Source organism: Mycobacterium sp. 1482292.6, from assembly GCF_001672995.1.
Taxonomy (GTDB): domain Bacteria; phylum Actinomycetota; class Actinomycetes; order Mycobacteriales; family Mycobacteriaceae; genus Mycobacterium; species Mycobacterium europaeum_A.
Genome location: NZ_LZKV01000125.1, coordinates 53,314 through 72,544, shown reverse-complemented (window position 1 = coordinate 72,544; position 19,231 = coordinate 53,314). Strand labels below are relative to the sequence as shown.

The window sequence follows — 19,231 nt, the reverse complement described above, 5'->3', positions numbered from 1 at the left end:
GGTGGTGGCGAACCGCCGCTAACCGGCGCCCTGGCCGGACATCGCCGCCGAGATCTCCTCCATGCTGACCTCGCGGACCGGCTGCCCCAGCGACCAGTGGTGGCCGAACGGGTCGGCGACCATGCCATAGCGGTCACCCCAGAACTGGTCCTCCAGCGGGGTCACCACGGTGGCACCGGCGTCCAGGGCGCGCTGGAAGCTGGCATCGACGTCGGTGACCGTCAGGTGGATCGTCACCGGGGTGCCGCCCAGCGATGTCGGCGTCATCGACTTGCCGCCGCACACTTCGGGGAAGTCATCGTTGAGCATCACCGTGAAACCGTTGATCCGCACCGCGGCGTGCACCAGTTTGCCGTCGGGACGCGGCACGCGTCCGATCTCCTGGGCCCCAAAAGCCTTGGCGTAGAAGTCGATTGCCGCGGCGGCGTCATCGACCACCAGGTGCGGGGACAGTGCGGGTTCGATGTTGATCGCCATGCTGGTTCTCCTTGCTATCGGTTCCCTGTCCTGCCCATGACGGGCAGGTTCACGACTTATGACTGCGCCGGCGACAGAAACTCATCGCGACGACAACCATTAGATCGCCGGGTACCGACAACCGGGGGGCGTCAGGCGTTGGTGAGGCTGCGGTCCCAGCCCTCGACGGACTCCGGGCTGCGCGGGGCCGGGCCCACGTAGATGGCCGACGGCCGGACCAGCTTGCCGAGCCGCTTCTGCTCGAGAATGTGCGCGCACCAGCCCGCGGTGCGGCCGCAGGTGAACATCGCCGGCATCATGCTGGCCGGCACGCGGGCGAAGTCCAGCATCACCGCGGCCCAGAACTCGACGTTGGTCTCGATGGCCCGGTCCGGACGGCGCTCGCGCAGCTCGGCCAGGGCCGCCTGCTCGAGCGCGACGGCGACCTCGTGGCGCGGCGCCCCCAGCCGTTCGGCGGTGGCGCGCAGCACCCGCGCCCGCGGGTCCTCCGCGCGGTAGACCCGGTGCCCGAAGCCCATCAGCTTGTCGCCGCTGTCCAGGATCTTCTTCACCAGACCACGCGCGTCGCCGGTGCGCTCGACCTCCTCGATCATCGGCAGCACCCGCGCCGGCGCCCCGCCGTGCAGCGGGCCGCTCATCGCCCCGATCGCCCCGGACAGCGCGGCCGCCACGTCAGCGCCCGTCGACGCGATCACCCGCGCGGTGAACGTCGAGGCGTTCATGCCGTGCTCGGCGGCCGACACCCAGTAGGCGTCAATCGCTTCGACGTGCCGTGGGTCCGGCTCGCCCTGCCAGCGCGTCATGAACCGGGCGGTGACCGTGTCGCATTCGTCGATGACCCGTTGCGGGACGGCGGGCTGGTATATCCCGCGCGCCGACTGCGCGACGTAGGACAGGGCCATCACCGAGGCCCGGGCCAGCTGGTCGCGGGCGGTGTCGTCGTCGGTGTCCAGCAGCGGCTTGTACCCCCAGATGGGGGCCAGCATCGCCAGGCCCGCCTGCACGTCGACGCGTACGTCGCCGGTGTGGATGGGCAGCGGGAAGGGCTCGGCGGGCGGTAGGCCGTGGCCGAACTTGCCGTCGACCAGCAGCGCCCACACGTCGCCGAACGTGACCTGTTGCGTTACCAAATCTTCGATGTCGACACCGCGGTAGCGCAGCGCACCGCCGTCTTTATCCGGCTCGGCAATTTCGGTGGTGAAGGCGACCACGCCTTCCAGGCCGGGGACAAAGTCTTCGGGGACCACAGTCATGCCGAAAATTCTCGCACCCCCGGATCGGGCCGACGCTACCGGCCGGTAGCAAGCGCCGGTAGCGTGGACGCGATGGCAGGACCAGACCCGGCGCCAGGAAATGAGCACCTGCAAAGAATGCGTGTGGAATACGGATCAGTGGAAAAAGACGGCAGCCCGGATCTCGACGCGGATTGGTTGCGCGACGGCTGGGTTTCGTTGTTGCGCAAATGGATCGGCGACGCCGAGCGGGCGGGGGTCGCCGAGCCCAACGCGTTGGTGCTGGCCACCGTGACCGCCGACGGCAGGCCGGCCAGCCGGTCGGTGCTGTGCAAGAGCGTCGACGAGACCGGGATCACTTTCTTCACCAACTATGACTCGGCCAAGGGCGATGATCTGGCCGCGACGCCGTACGCCTCGGCCACGTTTCCGTGGTATCAGCTCGGCCGCCAGGTCCACGTCCGCGGCCCGGTGCGCAAGGTCGCCGCGGAGGTCACCGAGGACTACTGGTCCAAGCGGCCGCGCGGGTCGCAACTGGGCGCGTGGGCGTCGCAACAGTCGCGGCCGATCGCCTCACGCGCGGCCCTGCTCGACCAGCTGGAGGAAGTGACCGCCCGGTTCGCCGATCGCGAGCGGGTCCCGGTCCCGCCGGGCTGGGGTGGCTACCTCATCGCCCCGGAGCTGGTGGAGTTCTGGCAGGGCCGGGAAAATCGGTTGCACAACCGCATCCGCATCACCGGGGGTCGGGTGGAACGCCTGCAGCCCTAACCCGCTGATGATGCACGTTGCGCCGCGGCGTGACGGGGTCGATTGCTGGCGTGACCAGCGGACTCGACCCCGGGCAGGCGTCCCATCGTCATAACGACTACCTTTTGCAGTAAGCACCAAGTCAGCAGCCATATCAGCCAGAGCGCAAAGGGGTTCTCGTGGCAGACACCGACGACACCGCCACTTTGAAGTACCCGGGCGGTGAAACCGACCTGGAGATCGTCAAGGCCACCGACGGCGCTGACGGCATCGCGCTGGGCTCGCTGTTGTCCAAGACCGGCTACACCACGTTCGACAACGGCTTCGTCAACACCGCTTCGTGCAAGAGCTCCATCACCTACATCGACGGCGACGCGGGCATCCTGCGCTACCGCGGCATCCCGATCGAGCAGCTCGCCGAGAAGTCGACCTTCATCGAGGTGAGCTACCTCTTGATCTACGGCGAACTGCCCGACAAGGAGCAGCTGGCCGACTTCACCAAGCGGATCCAGCTGCACACCATGCTGCACGAGGACCTCAAGCGATTCTTCGACGGCTTCCCGCGCAACGCTCACCCGATGCCGGTGTTGTCCAGCGCGGTCAACGCGCTGTCCGCCTACTACCCTGACTCGCTCGACCCGATGGACACCGAGGACGTCGAGCTCTCGACGATCCGGTTGCTGGCCAAGCTGCCGACCATCGCGGCCTACGCCTACAAGAAGTCCGTCGGCCAGCCGTTCCTCTACCCGGACAACTCCCTGTCGCTGGTGGAGAACTTCCTGCGGATGACGTTCGGGCTGCCCGCCGAGCCGTATGAGGCGGATCCCGAAATCGTTCGGGCACTGGACATGCTGCTCATCCTGCACGCCGACCACGAACAGAACTGTTCGACCTCGACGGTCCGGCTGGTGGGGTCCTCCCAGGCCAACCTGTTCACCTCGATCTCCGGTGGGATCAACGCGCTGTGGGGGCCGCTGCACGGTGGCGCCAACCAGGCGGTGCTCGAGATGCTCGAGAAGATCCGCCAAAGCGACGACGACGTCAGCGAATTCGTGCGCAAGGTCAAGAACCGCGAAGCCGGCGTGAAGTTGATGGGCTTCGGGCACCGCGTCTACAAGAACTACGACCCGCGCGCCCGCATCGTCAAGGAGCAGGCCGACAAGATCCTGGCCAAGCTCGGCGGCGACGACGACCTGCTGGACATCGCCAAGCAACTGGAAGAGGCCGCGCTCACCGACGACTACTTCATCGAGCGCAAGCTGTACCCCAACGTCGACTTCTATACCGGCCTGATCTACCGGGCGCTGGGCTTCCCGACCCGGATGTTCACCGTCCTGTTCGCGCTGGGGCGGCTGCCCGGGTGGATCGCGCACTGGCGCGAGATGCACGACGAGGGCGACAGCAAGATCGGTCGGCCGCGCCAGATCTACACCGGTTACACCGAGCGCGACTACGTCACCATCGACGCGCGGTAACTGTCTTGGCGCCGGTAGCGCGGCGCCCGGTCAGTCGGCCTTTTTGAGCCAGCCCACGTACGCGAGGTAGACGCCGCACAGCGCGAGCAACCCGAAACCGATCCGCACGGCGATGATCGCTGCCCCCGACGTGTGGGTCGCGGTTTGCGCCCCCTTGACGATCGTCTGCGGCATGGCGAGCAGCGCGAAACCCCGCAGCAGCAGGAACCAGCCGAACAGCGAGATGATCACGGCGGCGACGCTACGCCAATACTGGTGGAACGCCACGACGAACAGGCCGCAGAAAAACAAGAGCGCACCCAGCGCCCACGGCCACATCGGGTCGCTCGAGAAACCGGACAGTTCGTTCCCGATGCTTGCTGCCCTGATCGCGACAATCGCAGGGACCACGGCGATAAACGGTCCGAGCACGCGCGCGAATGACCGGGTGCGCTGCGAGCGATCGTCGGCGGTGACAGGCGTGCGCATGGTTACTGTTCCTTTCCCTGGGTCGAGGTCGGTGCAGCGCGTTCAACTTGGACGGACGGTTCATGGTTAACGTGCCGACGTCCGCGGACCGCGCGAAGACGATCGTATGAAAAACCCCTATTCATGCGCGCGGTGCTTCCCGGTCCGCACGACGGGTCACCGGATCGCGGCGCGCCAGGGGCGACAGGGCGAATCCAAGGTGTTCGAGTTTGTGCGGATTGATCACCGAGCGGATGGTGCAGATGCTTCCGCCGTAGATGTCGAGGGTCAGGACGTTGATCAACGCGCCGTCGGGGTCGAAGGCGAGCACGCCAGGTTGCCCGTTGATCTGTGCACGCTGCAGTCGCACGCCGAGACTGCGGTAGGCACCCATGATTGCGGCCAGGGCCCGGTGCACGCGGTTTCGGCCGAAGATCGGTCGCGGCAGTCCGCGGCCGATACCGCCCCCGTCGCCGTAGAAGGACACGTCGTCGGCCAGCCATTGCACCAGATCGTCCAGATCACCATTCTGGGCCGCGGCGAAAAAGCGATCGGCGAGCTGATCGCGGCGCGTGGCGTCGGCGTCGAAGCGGCGGCGCCCCGCCGCGATGTGTCGGCGGGCCCTGTTGAGTAATTGGCGGCAATTGGCCGGTGACTTGTCGACGATGCGCGCGATGTCGGCGTAGTCGTAGGCGAACACCTCGCGCAGCAAGAAAACGGCGCGCTCCACGGGTGAGAGCGTCTCCAGCAGCAGCAGAAACGCCATCGATACCGAGTCGGACATGACGGCAACATCGGCGGCGTCGGGAACGGTCGAGGTGATCAGTGGCTCGGGAAGCCAAGGGCCCAGGTACTTTTCGCGTTGCACGCGGGCGGAGCGCAGATGGTCGATCGCGAGGCGGGTTGCGATGGTGGTCAACATCGAGCGCGGTGACTCGACGTGGTGACCGTGCTGCAAGTAGTCGAGGTAGCGCAGATACGTTCCCTGCACGATGTCCTCGGCGTCGTTGACGCTGCCGAGCATGCGATAGGCGATGGCGAACAGCAGCGGCCGCAGCTCGGCCGCGTCCCCTTGCTGTTCGGCACTGTCGCCGGGCGGGGGGTCGGTAGGAGGAGTCGTCATGTTCTGTAGACGACCGAGCCGTCGGTGGTGTGACAGGTAGCGAGCTGGATCGCCCACCGATGTCACGCGCGGCGGCCGTCGTTCGTCTCAGGGGCGTCCGCTCGAAAGAAAGGAAGACGATGAACGCCGCGCTATGGTCAGCACAAATCGTCCTGGCCGCGATATTCGCCCTGTCCGGAACGGTCAAGCTCACATTCAGCCGCGAACGACTACTGGCCACGGGTCAGACCGGCATCGCCATGTTTCCCATGCCGGTCGTCCGTTTCACCGCCGCATCGGAGATCCTCGCCGCGGCAGGACTTGTCGCGCCGGGACTGACGGGCATTGCGCTGATCTTGACGCCGCTCGCAGCGGCGGGCCTGTGCGTGGTCATGGTCGGCGCCGCGTGGGCGCACACGCGGCTGCACGAACGCCGCGCGGTCGCGGTCAACATCGCGCTACTCCTCTTGGCGGCATTCGTGGTGCTCTGCCGAGCCGCGATGTTGCACTGATCACGACCGGTGATCGAGCGCCGCCAGCACCGCCATCGCGGCGTTGTGGCCGCCGACCCCCGACACCGCTCCACCGCGGCGGGTTCCGGAGCCGCACAGCATGATTCGATCGTGTGCGGTGGCCACACCCCATTGCCGCGCCGGCGTGTCCAGCGGGTCGTCATCCTCGGCGAACGGCCAGGACAGGCCGCCGTGGAAGATGTTGCCGCCGCTCATGTGCAGCGTCTTCTCGAGATCCAGCGTGGTGGTGGTCTCGAGGCAGGGGCGGCCCTGCGCGTCGGTCAGCAACAGGTCTTGAATCGGTTCGGCCAGAACGGAATTCATCGATGCGAGCACGTCGTCGGTCAGCCGATGGCGCAGCGCGTCGGCGTCGGCGCCGTCGAACAGCGAATGCGGGGTGTGCAGGCCGAACACCGTCATCGTGTGCGCTCCCGCGTCGCGCAGGTCCGCCGACAGGATGCTGGGATCGGTCAGCGAGTGGCAGTAGGCCTCGCACGGCAAGGGATGCGGCGGTAGGCCCGCGGCGGCCTGCGCGTAGGCGGTGTCGAGCTGTGTCCAGGTCTCGTTGACGTGGAAGGTCCCGGCGAAGGCCTGTTCGGGTGTGACGGCGTGGTCGCGTAGCCGGGGCAGCCGCGCCAGCACCATGTTCACCTTCACCTGCGCGCCGCCCGCCGCGGGCGCCGGTTCTTCGCCGAGTAGTCCGGCCAGGACGGTGGGTGCGACGCCGGCCAGGACGAACCGGGCGGTAAGGCGATGGTCGTCCTCCCCGGCGCGATAGCGCACTTCGCCGGCCGGGTCGACGGCGTAAACGTCTGCGCCGGTGCATATTTGGGCGCCATGGCGGACCGCCGCCGCGGCCAGGGCGGTGGTCACCGCGCCCATGCCGCCGATCGGGACGTCCCAGTCTCCGGTGCCGCCGCCGAGCACGTGATACAGGAAGCAGACGTTCTGTGTCAGCGTCGGTTCGTCGAGGCGGGCGAAGGTGCCGATCAGGGCGTCGGTCGCGATCACCCCGCGAACCACGTCGTTGGCCACGGCGTCGGCGATGGCATGCCCGATGGGCTCGTCGATCATGGCCCGCCACGCGGCAGCGGCGCGGCGCTCGTCGCCTGCCATCACGCGCCGGCGGGCGCCATCGCGGGTGGGCAGCGGTTCGAGCAGGGTCGGCCAGAGGCGTTCGGTCACCAGCCGGCAGCGTCGGTAGAAGTCGGCGAAGCCCCGCGCGTCCCCGGCGGCCCCGATGGCGCCGAAGGTGTCGGCGGGCGACCCGATCAGCAGCCCGCCGCGCCCGCCGCTCGCCGGGTCGGGGGTGTAGGACGAAAACGGCCGTCGCGCCAGCCGCACCGCGGCGCCCAGATCCCGGACGATGCTCGGCGGCAGCAGGCTGACCAGGTAGGAGTAGCGCGATACCCGGACGTCGATGCCGTCGAAGGCTTGCGCCGAGACCGCGGCACCGCCGATGTGCTCCAGCCGTTCCAGCAGGCGCACCCGCAGACCGGCGCGGGCCAGGTACGCGGCGGCGACAAGACCGTTGTGGCCGCCCCCGACGATTACGGCGTCGGCGTCGGTCGCATGGTCGCTCAGCTCAGGTAGCCCTCGACCTCGTCGGGCGGCCGCACCTCCGCCTCTCGGGGGTCCCCGCCGCTCTCGCGCAGCGCACGGCGCTGCCGCAGCAGGTCCCAGCACTGGTCGAGTTCGACCTCTACCCGGCGGAGGCGGTCATGTTCTTCGGACGTGTCGATGTCCCCGCGCTGCAACTGGGCCCGCAGCGCCTTCTCCTCGGCGACCAGGTCGCGAATGACGGCGAGGGTGTCGTTGTCGGTCGGTTTACTGCCGTTGGCCATCGCTCCAGTGTGCCCGACCCGGGGGGTGGTGAATCGGTAGGCTGCATATCGCCTGGCACCCGGACCGGCCCGGGCGAGTGAGATGAGGGAGGGCCGTCGTGAGCGTCAAACGGCTCGGCCTGCCCTGGCTGATCGCCCTGGTGATCATCCCACTTCTGCTGGCCGTGATCGGCCACGCGGTCTCGACCCGATCGGCGTCCGGTCGCGGGTCGCCGGCGCCCTCGACCAGCGGTGGCGCGCCGACGATTTCGTTGGCCGCGTTCTCGATGGCCCGCAGCGGCGACAGCGTCACCCTGACCGGGGCCTTTCCCGACGAGTCCGCCAAAGCCGCGTTGCTGAAGGTGCTCGGCAGCGCGCTGCCGGCCGGCGTCGGCGTCGTCGACCAGATCCGCATCGACCCGGCCGTCGACGCCCTCGATTTCGCCAAGGCCAAACCGGTTTTCGCCGACAGCGCGTCGATCGCCGATTTCACGCTCACGGTCGGCGGCGACACCATCACGCTGGCCGGCACCGCGGCGTCGCCGGACCAGAAGGACACCATCGACACCGATGCCAAGCGGGTCTGGTCCAACCTGAATGTCGTTGACAACCTTGCCATTAACTCACCGACGTCTGCGCCGCCCGGTGCCGCCGCGTCGTGCGCCAACCTGCAGTCGGCGATCAACACCCTGACCGACGGTGCGCTCACCTTCGAGTCGAACCTCGGTAACCTGACCGCGCCCGACGAGCAGGTCCTGACCGGGGTCGCCGACAAACTCAAGGCATGCCCGAACGCTCGCGTGGCGATCAACGGCTACGCCGACAGCACCGGCAATACCAGCCTGAACGTTCCGTTGAGCGAACAGCGCGCCCAAACCGTCGCGGCGTTCCTGGAAGCCCATGGCGTGCCTGGCGACCGCTTGACCACCACGGGTTTCGGCTCGGCCAACCCGGTCGCGCCCAATGGCACCGACGACGGTCGCGCCCAGAATCGCCGGGTCGAAATCGTGGTGAGCTGAGGAGCATTCGGCATGGACTTCGTCATCGGGTGGCTGTGGTACCTGCTCGCTTTCCTGGCGGGCTCGGCCGTCGCCTGGGTGATCGCCACGATCCTCGACCGGGTGCGCGAGGGCGTGCGATGACCCACGTGAACTGGTGGCTTTTCGGCCTGTCCTTCGCGCTGGGACTGGCGCTGACGCTCGCGCTGATGATCACTCCCGCCAAAACCCAAGCGCCGGTGCGGGATTCGCGGGATGAGCGGGCGGCGCGCGAGTCCGACACCACCCGGATCCCGATCACCGAGAAGCGCACCACGACAATCCCGGCCACCGAACGGCGCACCACGAAGATCCCGGTCGCCAAGGAATCGCCGACCACCAAAATAGCGGTGACGCCCCGCGCGCCGTACGGCCCGGGCTCCGCCGACGCAGGCCCTGAGGGTGGCGGCCCGGCGGGATTCCTGATCAAGGCCCGGATGGCCGAAAGCCTGTATCTCACGCCCGACGATCCGTCCTACGACTCGACCACCGCCCAGGTTTGGTTTCGGGACGAAAAGTCCGCGCAGCAAGCCGGTTTCACGCCGTGGCGCGACCACGAGGACAACCCGTAGAGCGCTAGCTGGGGGCGGGGATCCGCAACACCAGCCGAGCACCACCGAGCGGGCTACTCTCCAGCGAAGCGGTCCCGCCGTGCAGCTGGGCCTGTTGGGCCACCAGCGCCAGCCCAAGGCCCGACCCGGAATGGGAGGCCGTCGATCCGCGAGAAAACCGATCGAAGACCACCTGTCGTTCGTCCTCGGGCACGCCGCTGCCGTTGTCGTCGATCGCGATCTCGACACCGGCGCGCGAGCTGACCGCCGACAGCTGGACGCGGGTGGCGCCGCCATGCTTGACGGCATTGGCGATCGCGTTGTCGACGGTCAGGCGCAACCCGGCCGGTAACCCGACGATGATGCAGGTGGGTGACGGCACCAGCGAAACGTCGACCCCCGGGTAGATCCGGGCGGCGTCGTGCGCGGCGCGGTCCAGCAGCTCGGTGATGTCGACGGGCACGTGGTCGTCGGCCGTCGACAGTTCGCCCTGGGCCAGTCGCTCGAGGGCGGTCAACGTGGCCTCGATCCGCGACTGCGTGCGGACCACGTCGCCCAACACCTCCTTGCGCTGGTCGTCGGGCATGTCCAGGGTGGACAGCACCTCGAGGTTGGTGCGCATCGCGGTCAGCGGGGTGCGCAGTTCGTGCGAGGACACGGCGGCGAAGTCGCGCGCCGACGCGAGCGCATCCTTGGTCCGGTCCTGTTCAGTCCAGATGCGCTGCAGCATCCCGCGCATGGCTTCGGCGATCTCGACCGCCTCGCTGGCGCCACGCACCGCCACCTGCGGGCGTTCGTCGGCATCGATCGAACGGGCTTGCTGGGCCAGGCGTTTGAACGGCCGCACCGCGAAAGCCGCCAGGAGCCAAGCGAATACCGCCGCCGCGCCGATCGACAACGCGCAGATCAGGATCACCCGCCGATGCAGGTTGTTGGTCTGGGCGATGGTGTCGTCGTAGGTCGCGCCCACCGCCAGCGTCGCCGGCTGCGGCGCGCGGACCTCCAACGTTCGCACTCGATAGCGCACCCCGTTGATGTAGGTGTCGGCATAGCCCACGTCCAGCGGCGGCAGCGTGACGTCCGAGTTGGACTTGACCTGGCCGTCGCGCCGCACGGTGATCACGGTGTCCTGATCGTTGGGGGTGCGGGGGATGTCGTCGGGACCGCGGGGCAGGAAGGGGATGGCGAAACCCGCAGCCTCGTCCAGGCGGCGATCCAGGCGTTCCTTCCAGGCGCTGGTGATGCCGAACCACACCACCGCTCCGGCGATGACCACCACGATCGCGGTGCCGATGGCCGTCGCGACCGCGACCCGGGCCCGGAGCGAGGGCGTCCGGGTCAGGATTCGGGACAGGAACTTCATGGCCGGCCGACCTGATTACTGCATGCGCAGTACGAATCCCACTCCGCGCACGGTGTGCAGCAGCCGGGGGCCGCCGTTCGCCTCCAGCTTGCGGCGCAGGTATCCGATGAACACATCGACGACGTTGGTGTCGGCGGCGAAGTCATAACCCCACACCAGCTCGAGCAGCTGCGCGCGGGACAGCACCGCGGTCTTGTGTTCGGCCAGCACCGCCAGCAGGTCGAATTCCCGCTTGGTCAGGTCGACGTCGACGCCGTTGACACGGGCGCGCCGGCCCGGGATGTCGACCTCCAGCGGGCCCACCGTGATGGTTTCCGAGGACGACGTGGCCGTGGCGCCGCGGCGGCGCAGCAGCGCCTTGACCCGCGCCACCAGCTCGGCCAGCACGAAGGGCTTGACCAGGTAGTCGTCGGCGCCGGCCTCCAGGCCCGCCACCCGATCGTCGACCGAGCTGCGGGCGGACAGCACGCAGACCGGGACGTCGTTGTCCATGGCGCGCAGCGCCGTGACCACGCTGACGCCGTCCAGCACGGGCATGTTGATGTCGAGCACGATCGCGTCCGGGCGCGTCTCGGTGGCGCTGCGCAACGCCTCGGCGCCGTCGACCGCGGTCGACACCTCGAATCCGGACAGCCGCAGACCGCGTTCGAGCGACGCGAGCACATCTGAATCGTCGTCGACGACCAAGACCCGCGGTGAGCTAGCTCCAGTGTCCATGCGGCCCATTTTGCCTGATTGTCGACTATCGCTGTGGGAGGCGCGACCTGGGGGCCGAGCAGTCGCAAAAGCACCCGAAACGCCGAGGAAACCGGGACATTTGCGTCTGCTCGCGGGGCTAGGTGGCGGGCAGACCGATGTTGCGGTAGCGCCGCAACCGGGCCGCCAGCCGTTCGGCGGCGGGAAGATCGCGCAGCGCCTGCACCTCGGCGGCGATGGCCCGCGCCAACCGCTGCGCGAACTCGACCGGCTCGTCGGCGGCGTCGGGATGCTCCGGCACGACGGCGTCAACAATTCCAGACTCCAGAAGATCACGCGATCGGATGCCCTGTGCCGCAGCGAGTTCCGGGGCGTGATCGGTGTCGCGGAAGACGATCGCGCTGGCCCCCTCGGGCGGCAGCGGCGCCAGCCAGCCGTGCAACGCCGCCAGCACCCGGTCGGCGGGCACCATCGCCAGCGCCGGCCCGCCGCTGCCCTGGCCCAGCAGCACCGACACCGTCGGCGTATCCAGTGTCACCAGCTCGGCCAGGCACTGGGCGATCTGGCCGGCCAGCCCGCCCTGTTCGGCCGCGGCCGACAGGGCCGGCCCCGCGGTGTCGATCACCAGCACCAGCGGCAGCCGCAGCTCGGCGGCCAGCGCCATGCCGCGCCGGGCTTCCCGCAGCGAGGCCGGCCCCACCAGACCACCCGTCAGTCGCTGCTGGCCCAGCACCACCACCGGCTGGCCGGCGAAGCGGGCCAGCGCCAACACCGTCGTCGCCGCCTCGCCCTGGCCGGTCCCGGACAGCAGCACCCGGTCGGTGGCGCCGTGCCGCAGCAACAGCCCCACCCCGGGCCGGTCCGGCCGTCGCGACGCCACCACCGAATCCCACGCGGGAACGTCGGGCGTCGGTTCGGGTGGCGCCGGGGCGGGCAGCGGTTCGGGGGCGTCGGCGATGACGGTCATCGCGCGGTGCAGGGTGCGGCGCAGCTCATCAAGCGGGATGACGCCGTCGATCACGCCGTGGCGCTGCAGGTTCTCCGCGGTCTGCACGCCCTCGGGGAACGGTTCGCCGTAGAGGAGTTCGTAGACGCGCGGGCCCAGGAAGCCGATCAACGCGCCCGGCTCGGCGACCGTGACGTGGCCCAGCGAGCCCCACGACGCAAACACCCCGCCGGTCGTCGGATTGCGCAGGTACACCAGGTACGGCAGGTGTGCCTGCTTGTGCAGCCGCACGGCCGCGGCGATCTTCACCATCTGCAGAAACGCGACCGTGCCCTCTTGCATGCGGGTGCCGCCGGAGCTCGGCGAGGCCAGCAGCGGCAGCCCCTCGGCCGTGGCCCGCTGCACCGCGGCGGTGATCCGTTCGGCCGCCGCGACACCGATCGAACCGCCCAGGAAGCCGAACTCGCACACCACTACCGCGACCCGGCGCCCGAAGACGCGCCCCTCGCCGGTCAACACCGATTCGTCCAGACCCGTCGCGGCGCGGGCGTCGGCCAGCTCTCGGGCGTAGGACGCGCTGACCGGCACCGCCAGCGGCTCGGTGTCCCAGCGGAGAAAGGAATTTTCGTCTAGCACCGCATCGCGCAGTTCACCAGCCGTGATACGACTCACGAGACGAGGCTATATAGGGTGGCTGCCATGATCGGTGTTACCCAGGCCGAGGCCGTGATGACCATCGAGCTGCAGCGTCCCGAGCGCCGCAACGCCTTGAACTCCGAGCTGGTCGAGGAGCTGCGCGAGGCGGTGCTGAAGGCGGGCGACGGCTCCACCCGCGCGATCGTGCTGACCGGTCAGGGCACGGTGTTCTGCGCCGGCGCGGACCTGTCCGGGGACGCCTTCGCCGCCGACTACCCCGACCGGCTCGTCGAGCTGCACAGGGTGCTCGACGCCACGCTGATCCCGGTCATCGGGGCCATCAACGGCCCGGCGATCGGCGCTGGCCTGCAACTGGCCATGCAATGCGACCTGCGGGTGGTGGCACCCGACGCGTTCTTCCAGTTCCCCACCTCGAAATATGGTCTGGCACTGGACAACTGGAGCATCCGGCGGTTGTCCTCGCTCGTCGGCCACGGCCGCGCCCGGGCCATGCTGCTGACGGCGGAGAAGCTGCCCGCCGACGTGGCGCTGCAAACGGGGATGGCCAACCGCATCGGCACGCTCGCCGACGCGCAGGCTTGGGCGGCCGAGATCGCCGGGCTGGCGCCGCTGGCGATCCAGCATGCCAAGCGGGTGCTCAACGACGATGGCGCCATCGAGGAGGCCGGGCCGGTGCACAAGGAACTCTTCGATAAGGCCTGGAGCAGCCAAGACGTCATCGAAGCCCAGGTCGCCCGGATCGAGAAGCGGCCGCCGAAGTTCCAGGGGGCCTGACGATCATGCGGGGGACGCTGCGGCTGGTCGCCGGTACGGCGTCGCTGGCGGCCGGAAGTTGGCTGGTGCGAGCGCTGCACGGCGCGCCGGACGCGCTCGGCGCCCACCCCGCCTCGATCGCCGCGGTGACGGCCGGGTCGCCGAACTACCGCGACGGCGCCTTCGTCAACCTCGAGCCCCCCTCGGAAGCCAGGATGGACCGCGAGCAACTGCGGCTGGTCGCCTGGGAGCTGATCGGGAACCGGGGCGGCAGCCGGCCGAAGGGGCCGATCCCGCTGGCGTCGCCGGGAATCCTCGACGCCGACCCGAGCCGGCTGGCCGTCAGCTGGTTCGGCCATTCCACGGCGCTGCTGGAGATCGACGGCTACCGGGTGCTCACCGATCCGGTGTGGAGCGACCGGTGTTCGCCCTCCGACGTCGTCGGCCCGCAGCGGCTGCACCCGCCGCCGATCCAACTCGAGGCGCTGCCCGCCGTCGATGCGGTGGTGATCAGCCATGACCATTACGACCACCTCGACATCGACACGGTCCTGGCGCTGGCCCGCACCCAGCGGGCCCCGTTCTTCGTGCCGCTCGGCATCGGGGCCCACCTGCGCAGGTGGGGGATACCCGAGCACCGCATCGTCGAGCTCGACTGGCACCAGAGCGCCAAGGTCGACGAGCTCACGGTGGTTTGTGTACCGGCGCGGCACTTTTCGGGACGCTTTCTGGACCGCAACACGACGCTGTGGGCGTCGTGGGCGTTCGTCGGCCCCGCCCACCGCGCGTACTTCGGCGGCGACACCGGCTACACCAAGAGCTTCGCGCAGATCGGCGCCGACCACGGACCGTTCGACGTGACCCTGTTGCCCATCGGGGCCTACAACACGGCGTGGCCTGACGTGCACATGAACCCCGAGGAGGCGGTGCGGGCGCACCTGGACGTCACCGACGGTGGGCTGCTGGTGCCAATCCATTGGGGCACTTTCCGGTTGGCCCCCCACCCGTGGGCGGAACCGGTTGAGCGCCTGCTCGCCGCCGCGGGACCCGAGGGCGTGAACGTGGCGGTGCCGCTGCCCGGTCAACGCATCGATCCCGCGGCGCCGGAGGAATCCGATCCCTGGTGGCGGCTGTAGGTTCCCGCGACGCGCATCGTCACCGCGTTAGGGTGCGCGGGTGACCACACGCGCGGCCATGGCCGCCATCGCCGCGGCGCTGCTCGGGCTGACGGGTTGCGGTTCCGGCCAGCCGACCGCCGGGCCGCCGTCCACACTGTCCGACGTCCCGCCCAACCAGGTCTTCGGCGTATCGATCCCCGCCGGCCGCATCGACGAGGCCGTCGCCAAGGTCGACGGACTGGTCGGCGACCTGATGAGAAGCAGCGGCATCCCCGGAATGGCCGTGGCCATTGTGCACGACGGGAAAATATTGTACGCCAAAGGTTTTGGCGTCAAAGACGTCAGCAAGGGGCAGGGGCAGGACAACAAGGTGGACGCCGACACCGTCTTCCAGTTGGCGTCGGTGTCCAAATCGGTCGGCGCGACCGTGATCGCGCACGAAGTCAGCGACAACGTTGTCGCCTGGGACACGCCCGTCGCGGCCAAGCTGCCGTGGTTCGCGCTGAGCGATCCCTATGTCACCGGCCATGTGACCGTCGGCGACCTGTATGCGCATCGCTCCGGGCTGCCCGACCACGCCGGTGACAAGCTCGAAGACCTGGGCTACGACCGTCGGCAAACGCTCGAGCGGCTCAAGTACCTGCCGCTGGACCCGTTCCGAATCAGCTACGCCTACACCAACTATGGGATCACCGCCGGGGCGGAGGCGGTGGCGGCCGCGGCGGGCAAGCCGTGGGAGGACCTGTCCGACGAGGTGCTCTACCGCCCGCTGGGCATGACGTCGACCAGCTCGCGGTTCGCCGATTTCCTCGCCCGGCCCAACCATGCGGTCAACCACATCAAGATCGACGGCACGTGGCAGGCCCGGTTCCAGCGTGACCCCGATGCCCAGTCGCCCGCGGGCGGCGTCAGCTCATCGGTGAACGACATGGCCCGTTGGCTGATGATGTTGCTGGGCAACGGAACCTACGACGGCCGGCGGATCGTCTCGCCGGAAGCGCTGCTGCCCGCCGTCAGCCCGCAGGTGGTATCGGCGCCCGCGAAAACTCCGCAGGCGCGCACCGGGTTTTATGGATACGGTTTCAACTCCTCGGTGGATTCTTCGGGACGCACCGAGTACAGCCATTCGGGCGCTTTCGATCTGGGCGCGGCGACCAACTTCGTCGCGCTGCCCGCCGAGGATTTGGGCATCATCGCGCTGACCAACGCCGCGCCCTACGGCATCCCGGAAACGCTGACCGCCGAATTCATGGACCTCGTCCAGTACGGCCACATTCGCGAGGACTGGGGGCCCTTGTACAACAAGGCGATCGGCTGGCTGAACAACCCGCTGGGGTCATTGGTCGGCAAGCAACCCCCGGCCAACCCCGCACCGGCCAGACCCCTCGGCGACTACGCCGGCATCTACGCCAGCGACTACTGGGGACCGGCCGTCGTCACCGAACACGACGGCGCGCTGCAACTGGCGATGGGTCCGAGGCACCGGACGCTCACCCTCACCCACTGGGACGGCGACACCTTCACCTTCGGCCTGACCGACGAAAACGCCCCACCGGGAACGATTTCCAAGGCTACGTTTTCTGGTTCGCCGACGCCTTCGCTGAACTTGGAATACTACGACTCCGACAAGCTGGGGACCTTCACGCGATGACTCTCGCTGCTACGTCTGGCCTGACCGACGCCGAAGTGGCGCAGCGGGTGGCCGACGGCAAGACCAACGCGGTGCGCGAACGCGCCACGCGCAGCATCACCGATATTGTGCGCGCCAACGTCTTCACCCGGATCAACGCGATACTGGGGGTGCTGCTGCTGATCGTGCTGGCGACCGGTTCGCTGATCAACGGCATGTTCGGGCTGCTGATCATCGCCAACAGTGTCGTCGGCATGGTCCAAGAGATCCGGGCCAAGCAGACCCTGGACAAGCTGGCGATCGTCGGGCAGGCGAAACCCTTGGTGCGCAGGCAATCCGGCGCCCGAGCGGTGCCGCCCGCCGAGGTGGTGCTGGACGACATCATCGAGCTGGGCCCCGGGGATCAGGTCGTCGTCGACGGCGAGATCGTCGAGGAGGCGAACCTGGAAGTCGACGAGTCGCTGCTGACCGGTGAGGCCGACCCCATCGCCAAGACCGTCGGCGACGCGGTGCTGTCGGGCAGTTTCGTCGTCGCGGGCAGCGGCGCCTACCGCGCCACCAAGGTCGGACCGGACGCCTATGCGACCAGGCTCGCCGAGGAGGCCAGCAAGTTCACCCTGGTGAAATCCGAACTGCGCAACGGCATCAACCGCATTTTGCAGTTCATCACCTACCTCTTGGTGCCCGCCGGTCTGCTCACCATCTACACCCAGCTGTTCACCACCACGCACACCGGCTGGCGGCAGGCCGTGCTGCGCACCGTCGGCGCGCTGGTGCCCATGGTCCCCGAAGGGCTGGTGTTGCTGACGTCGGTCGCGTTCGCGGTCGGGGTGGTCCGGCTCGGCCAGCGCCGCTGCCTGGTACAGGAGCTGCCCGCCATCGAGGGACTCGCGCGGGTCGACGTGGTCTGCGCGGACAAGACCGGCACCCTGACCGAAAGCGGCATGCGGGTCGCGCGGGTCGACGAACTCGACGACCCGGGGCAGCGCCCGCCCATCGCCGACGTGCTGGCGTCGTTGGCCGCCCAGGATCCGCGACCCAACGCGAGCATGCGGGCGATCGCCGAGACCTACAGCGAGCCACCCGGCTGGACCGCAACGGCGACAGCACCTTTCAAGTCGGCCACCAAGTGGAGCGGCGTCTCTTTTCAAGACCACGGCAACTGGGTGATGGGAGCCCCGGACGTGCTGCTCGAGCCGGGATCGGCGGCCGCCGAACAGGCCGAGCGGATCGGCGCGCAGGGGATGCGGGTCCTGCTGGTCGCCGCCGGCGACGTCGCCGTCGATCACCCGGACGCGCCGGGCCGCGTCACCCCCGTCGCGCTGGTGGTCCTCGAACAGAAGGTGCGACCGGACGCCCGCGAGACGCTGGATTACTTTGCCGGTCAAGGTGTTTCGGTCAAGGTGCTGTCCGGTGACAACGCCGTCTCGGTCGGGGCCGTCGCCGGTAAGCTCGGGCTGCACGGCGAGACGATGGACGCGCGCCAATTGCCGTCGGAGCCGGCACCATTGGCCGACGCGCTGGAATCCCACACCACGTTCGGTCGCGTCCGGCCGGACCAGAAACGCGCCATCGTGCACGCCCTGCAGTCGCGTGGCCACGCCGTGGCGATGACCGGTGACGGTGTCAACGACGTGCTGGCCCTCAAGGACGCCGACATCGGCGTCGCGATGGGCGCCGGCAGCCCGGCGACTCGCGCCGTCGCCCAGATCGTCCTGCTGGACAACAGGTTTGCCACGCTGCCCTACGTCGTCGGCGAGGGACGCCGGGTGATCGGCAACATCGAGCGCGTCGCCAACCTGTTCCTGACCAAGGCGGTGTACTCGGTCCTGCTGGCCTTGCTGGTGGGCATCGAATGCCTGCTCGCCAAGCCCCTGAAGGCCGACCCGCTGCTGTATCCGTTCCAACCCATCCACGTCACCATCGCCGCCTGGTTCACCATCGGCATACCGTCGTTCATCCTGTCGCTGGCGCCCAACAACGAACGGGCCCACTCGGGTTTCGTGCGCCGGGTGCTCACCTCGGCGCTGCCCTGCGGGCTGATCGTCGGCACCGCGACGTTCGCGTCCTATCTGCTGGCCTATCACGGCCGCCACGCCACCTACGTCCAACAGGATCAGGCGTCGACCGCGGCGCTGATCACGCTGCTGATGACGGCGCTGTGGGTGCTGGCGGTGGTGGCGCGCCCCTACCAGTGGTGGCGGGTGGCGCTGGTAATCGCTTCGGGCCTGGCCTATGTGGTGATTTTCAGCCTGCCGCTGGCGCGTAAGGCGTTCCTGCTCGACCCCTCCAATGTCGCGGTGACCGCCACGGCGCTGGGGGTCGGCGTGCTGGGCGCGGCGGCGATCGAGGCCACGTGGTGGATCCGGGCCAAAGTGCTGGGCGTGCAGCCGCGGTTGTGGCGCTGAGCGCGCCGAACTCACCGCGGGGCGTCGTCACCGGCCAAGTACGATGCCGGGAAAAGGGAGGGCGCATGGGATTCCTGGACAAGGCGAAGGACCTGTTGTCGCAGAACGCCGACAAGGTCGAAAAGGCGATCGACAAGGCCGGCGAGTTCGTCGACGACAAGACGCAGGGCAAGTACACCGACACCATCCACCAGGTGCAGGAGCAGGCCAAGAAGGCCGCCGGCACCGCGGACACCGGCGACCAGCAGAACTGAGCA

General features: G+C 68.8%; 19 protein-coding genes and 1 pseudogene. 11 read left to right on the top strand and 9 right to left on the bottom strand.

The genetic code is table 11. The annotated features are described in order from the left end of the window. Positions 1–18: 18 nt before the first annotated feature. Entirely contained in the window at positions 19–477 is a 459-nt protein-coding gene (locus A5624_RS13225) for a VOC family protein (RefSeq protein ID WP_066866805.1), read from the bottom strand. Positions 478–608: 131 nt separating this feature from the next. Then, the gene (locus A5624_RS13220; protein ID WP_066866802.1) at positions 609–1,730 is read right to left on the bottom strand and encodes a citrate synthase 2; all 1,122 of its coding nucleotides are present in this window, start codon (positions 1,728–1,730) and stop codon (positions 609–611) included. 117 nt (positions 1,731–1,847) lie between these two features. Between A5624_RS13220 and pdxH the strand changes: the two genes are divergently transcribed. Together pdxH and A5624_RS13210 are read left to right on the top strand one after the other, a co-directional pair. Next, the gene (gene pdxH / locus A5624_RS13215; protein ID WP_156749004.1) at positions 1,848–2,477 is read left to right on the top strand and encodes a pyridoxamine 5'-phosphate oxidase; all 630 of its coding nucleotides are present in this window, start codon (positions 1,848–1,850) and stop codon (positions 2,475–2,477) included. A gap of 158 nt (positions 2,478–2,635) precedes the next feature. After that, on the top strand, positions 2,636–3,931 hold the full coding sequence (locus A5624_RS13210; RefSeq protein ID WP_066866800.1) for a citrate synthase: 1,296 nt from the start codon (positions 2,636–2,638) through the stop codon (positions 3,929–3,931). Positions 3,932–3,961: 30 nt separating this feature from the next. Here A5624_RS13210 and A5624_RS13205 read toward each other — a convergent pair whose 3' ends face one another. Both A5624_RS13205 and A5624_RS13200 read right to left on the bottom strand, forming a co-directional pair. Beyond that, a complete protein-coding gene (locus A5624_RS13205) occupies positions 3,962–4,399 on the bottom strand; it encodes a hypothetical protein (RefSeq protein ID WP_066866798.1) in 438 nt (145 codons plus the stop codon). Between the two features lie 121 nt (positions 4,400–4,520). Further along, a complete protein-coding gene (locus tag A5624_RS13200; RefSeq protein WP_066866793.1) occupies positions 4,521–5,501 on the bottom strand; it encodes an RNA polymerase sigma-70 factor in 981 nt (326 codons plus the stop codon). Between the two features lie 59 nt (positions 5,502–5,560). On the opposite strand from A5624_RS13200, the gene A5624_RS13195 reads away from it, so the two are divergent. Beyond that, on the top strand, positions 5,561–5,992 hold the full coding sequence (locus A5624_RS13195; protein WP_231999814.1) for a DoxX family protein: 432 nt from the start codon (positions 5,561–5,563) through the stop codon (positions 5,990–5,992). Here A5624_RS13195 and A5624_RS13190 read toward each other — a convergent pair whose 3' ends face one another. Together A5624_RS13190 and A5624_RS13185 are read right to left on the bottom strand one after the other, a co-directional pair. Further along, positions 5,993–7,576 (bottom strand): NAD(P)/FAD-dependent oxidoreductase, encoded by a 1,584-nt coding sequence (locus A5624_RS13190; protein ID WP_066866844.1) that lies wholly within the window; start codon positions 7,574–7,576, stop codon positions 5,993–5,995. Further along, entirely contained in the window at positions 7,573–7,836 is a 264-nt protein-coding gene (locus A5624_RS13185) for a DUF2630 family protein (protein WP_066866789.1), read from the bottom strand. The genes A5624_RS13190 and A5624_RS13185 overlap by 4 nt, the downstream gene beginning before the upstream one ends. 98 nt (positions 7,837–7,934) lie before the next feature. On the opposite strand from A5624_RS13185, the gene A5624_RS13180 reads away from it, so the two are divergent. From A5624_RS13180 to A5624_RS13175, 3 genes and pseudogenes are all read left to right on the top strand, one after another. Beyond that, positions 7,935–8,834, top strand: coding sequence for an OmpA family protein (locus A5624_RS13180; protein ID WP_156749003.1), 900 nt, complete (start codon positions 7,935–7,937; stop codon positions 8,832–8,834). A gap of 12 nt (positions 8,835–8,846) precedes the next feature. Further along, positions 8,847–8,927, top strand: a pseudogene (locus A5624_RS29060) (hypothetical protein); the annotation flags it as partial. 26 nt (positions 8,928–8,953) lie between these two features. After that, positions 8,954–9,424: a hypothetical protein gene (locus A5624_RS13175; protein ID WP_066866788.1), complete on the top strand. Its 471-nt coding sequence runs from the start codon at positions 8,954–8,956 to the stop codon at positions 9,422–9,424. Between the two features lie 4 nt (positions 9,425–9,428). Here A5624_RS13175 and A5624_RS13170 read toward each other — a convergent pair whose 3' ends face one another. From A5624_RS13170 to A5624_RS13160, 3 genes are all read right to left on the bottom strand, one after another. Continuing rightward, entirely contained in the window at positions 9,429–10,766 is a 1,338-nt protein-coding gene (locus A5624_RS13170; protein WP_066866786.1) for a sensor histidine kinase KdpD, read from the bottom strand. A gap of 15 nt (positions 10,767–10,781) precedes the next feature. Continuing rightward, positions 10,782–11,492 carry a two-component system response regulator PrrA gene (gene prrA / locus A5624_RS13165; RefSeq protein WP_112632790.1) on the bottom strand — a complete coding sequence of 237 codons (711 nt, stop codon included), beginning with the start codon at positions 11,490–11,492 and terminating at the stop codon, positions 10,782–10,784. Between the two features lie 109 nt (positions 11,493–11,601). Further along, a complete protein-coding gene (locus A5624_RS13160) occupies positions 11,602–13,080 on the bottom strand; it encodes a carboxyl transferase domain-containing protein (protein WP_066866784.1) in 1,479 nt (492 codons plus the stop codon). Between the two features lie 27 nt (positions 13,081–13,107). Here A5624_RS13160 and A5624_RS13155 point away from each other — a divergent pair, with 27 nt between their 5' ends. The 5 genes from A5624_RS13155 to A5624_RS13135 all read left to right on the top strand — a co-directional run bounded on the left by A5624_RS13155 (position 13,108) and on the right by A5624_RS13135 (position 19,228). Continuing rightward, on the top strand, positions 13,108–13,839 hold the full coding sequence (locus tag A5624_RS13155) for an enoyl-CoA hydratase (protein WP_066866782.1): 732 nt from the start codon (positions 13,108–13,110) through the stop codon (positions 13,837–13,839). A 2-nt stretch (positions 13,840–13,841) separates the two neighbouring features. Continuing rightward, on the top strand, positions 13,842–14,954 hold the full coding sequence (locus A5624_RS13150; RefSeq protein WP_156749002.1) for an MBL fold metallo-hydrolase: 1,113 nt from the start codon (positions 13,842–13,844) through the stop codon (positions 14,952–14,954). A gap of 40 nt (positions 14,955–14,994) precedes the next feature. Next, entirely contained in the window at positions 14,995–16,587 is a 1,593-nt protein-coding gene (locus tag A5624_RS13145; protein WP_066866778.1) for a serine hydrolase, read from the top strand. Beyond that, positions 16,584–18,974 (top strand): cation-translocating P-type ATPase, encoded by a 2,391-nt coding sequence (locus A5624_RS13140; protein WP_066866776.1) that lies wholly within the window; start codon positions 16,584–16,586, stop codon positions 18,972–18,974. Before A5624_RS13145 ends, A5624_RS13140 begins: the two co-directional genes overlap by 4 nt. A 65-nt stretch (positions 18,975–19,039) precedes the next feature. Beyond that, positions 19,040–19,228, top strand: coding sequence for an antitoxin (locus A5624_RS13135; protein WP_066866774.1), 189 nt, complete (start codon positions 19,040–19,042; stop codon positions 19,226–19,228). Positions 19,229–19,231: the final 3 nt, after the last annotated feature.

Excerpts from the sequence above, each read along its gene's own strand:
- A5624_RS13205 (WP_066866798.1), bottom strand. The coding sequence starts at position 4,399 with ATGCGCACGCCTGTCACCGCCGACGATCGCTCGCAGCGCACCCGGTCA.
- A5624_RS13200 (WP_066866793.1), bottom strand. The coding sequence starts at position 5,501 with ATGACGACTCCTCCTACCGACCCCCCGCCCGGCGACAGTGCCGAACAG.
- prrA (WP_112632790.1), bottom strand. The coding sequence starts at position 11,492 with ATGGGCCGCATGGACACTGGAGCTAGCTCACCGCGGGTCTTGGTCGTC.
- A5624_RS13185 (WP_066866789.1), bottom strand. The coding sequence starts at position 7,836 with ATGGCCAACGGCAGTAAACCGACCGACAACGACACCCTCGCCGTCATT.
- A5624_RS13155 (WP_066866782.1), top strand. The coding sequence starts at position 13,108 with ATGATCGGTGTTACCCAGGCCGAGGCCGTGATGACCATCGAGCTGCAG.
- A5624_RS13220 (WP_066866802.1), bottom strand. The coding sequence starts at position 1,730 with ATGACTGTGGTCCCCGAAGACTTTGTCCCCGGCCTGGAAGGCGTGGTC.
- A5624_RS13135 (WP_066866774.1), top strand. The coding sequence starts at position 19,040 with ATGGGATTCCTGGACAAGGCGAAGGACCTGTTGTCGCAGAACGCCGAC.
- A5624_RS13140 (WP_066866776.1), top strand. The coding sequence starts at position 16,584 with ATGACTCTCGCTGCTACGTCTGGCCTGACCGACGCCGAAGTGGCGCAG.
- A5624_RS13175 (WP_066866788.1), top strand. The coding sequence starts at position 8,954 with ATGACCCACGTGAACTGGTGGCTTTTCGGCCTGTCCTTCGCGCTGGGA.
- A5624_RS13195 (WP_231999814.1), top strand. The coding sequence starts at position 5,561 with ATGTCACGCGCGGCGGCCGTCGTTCGTCTCAGGGGCGTCCGCTCGAAA.
- A5624_RS13170 (WP_066866786.1), bottom strand. The coding sequence starts at position 10,766 with ATGAAGTTCCTGTCCCGAATCCTGACCCGGACGCCCTCGCTCCGGGCC.
- A5624_RS13225 (WP_066866805.1), bottom strand. The coding sequence starts at position 477 with ATGGCGATCAACATCGAACCCGCACTGTCCCCGCACCTGGTGGTCGAT.
- pdxH (WP_156749004.1), top strand. The coding sequence starts at position 1,848 with ATGCGTGTGGAATACGGATCAGTGGAAAAAGACGGCAGCCCGGATCTC.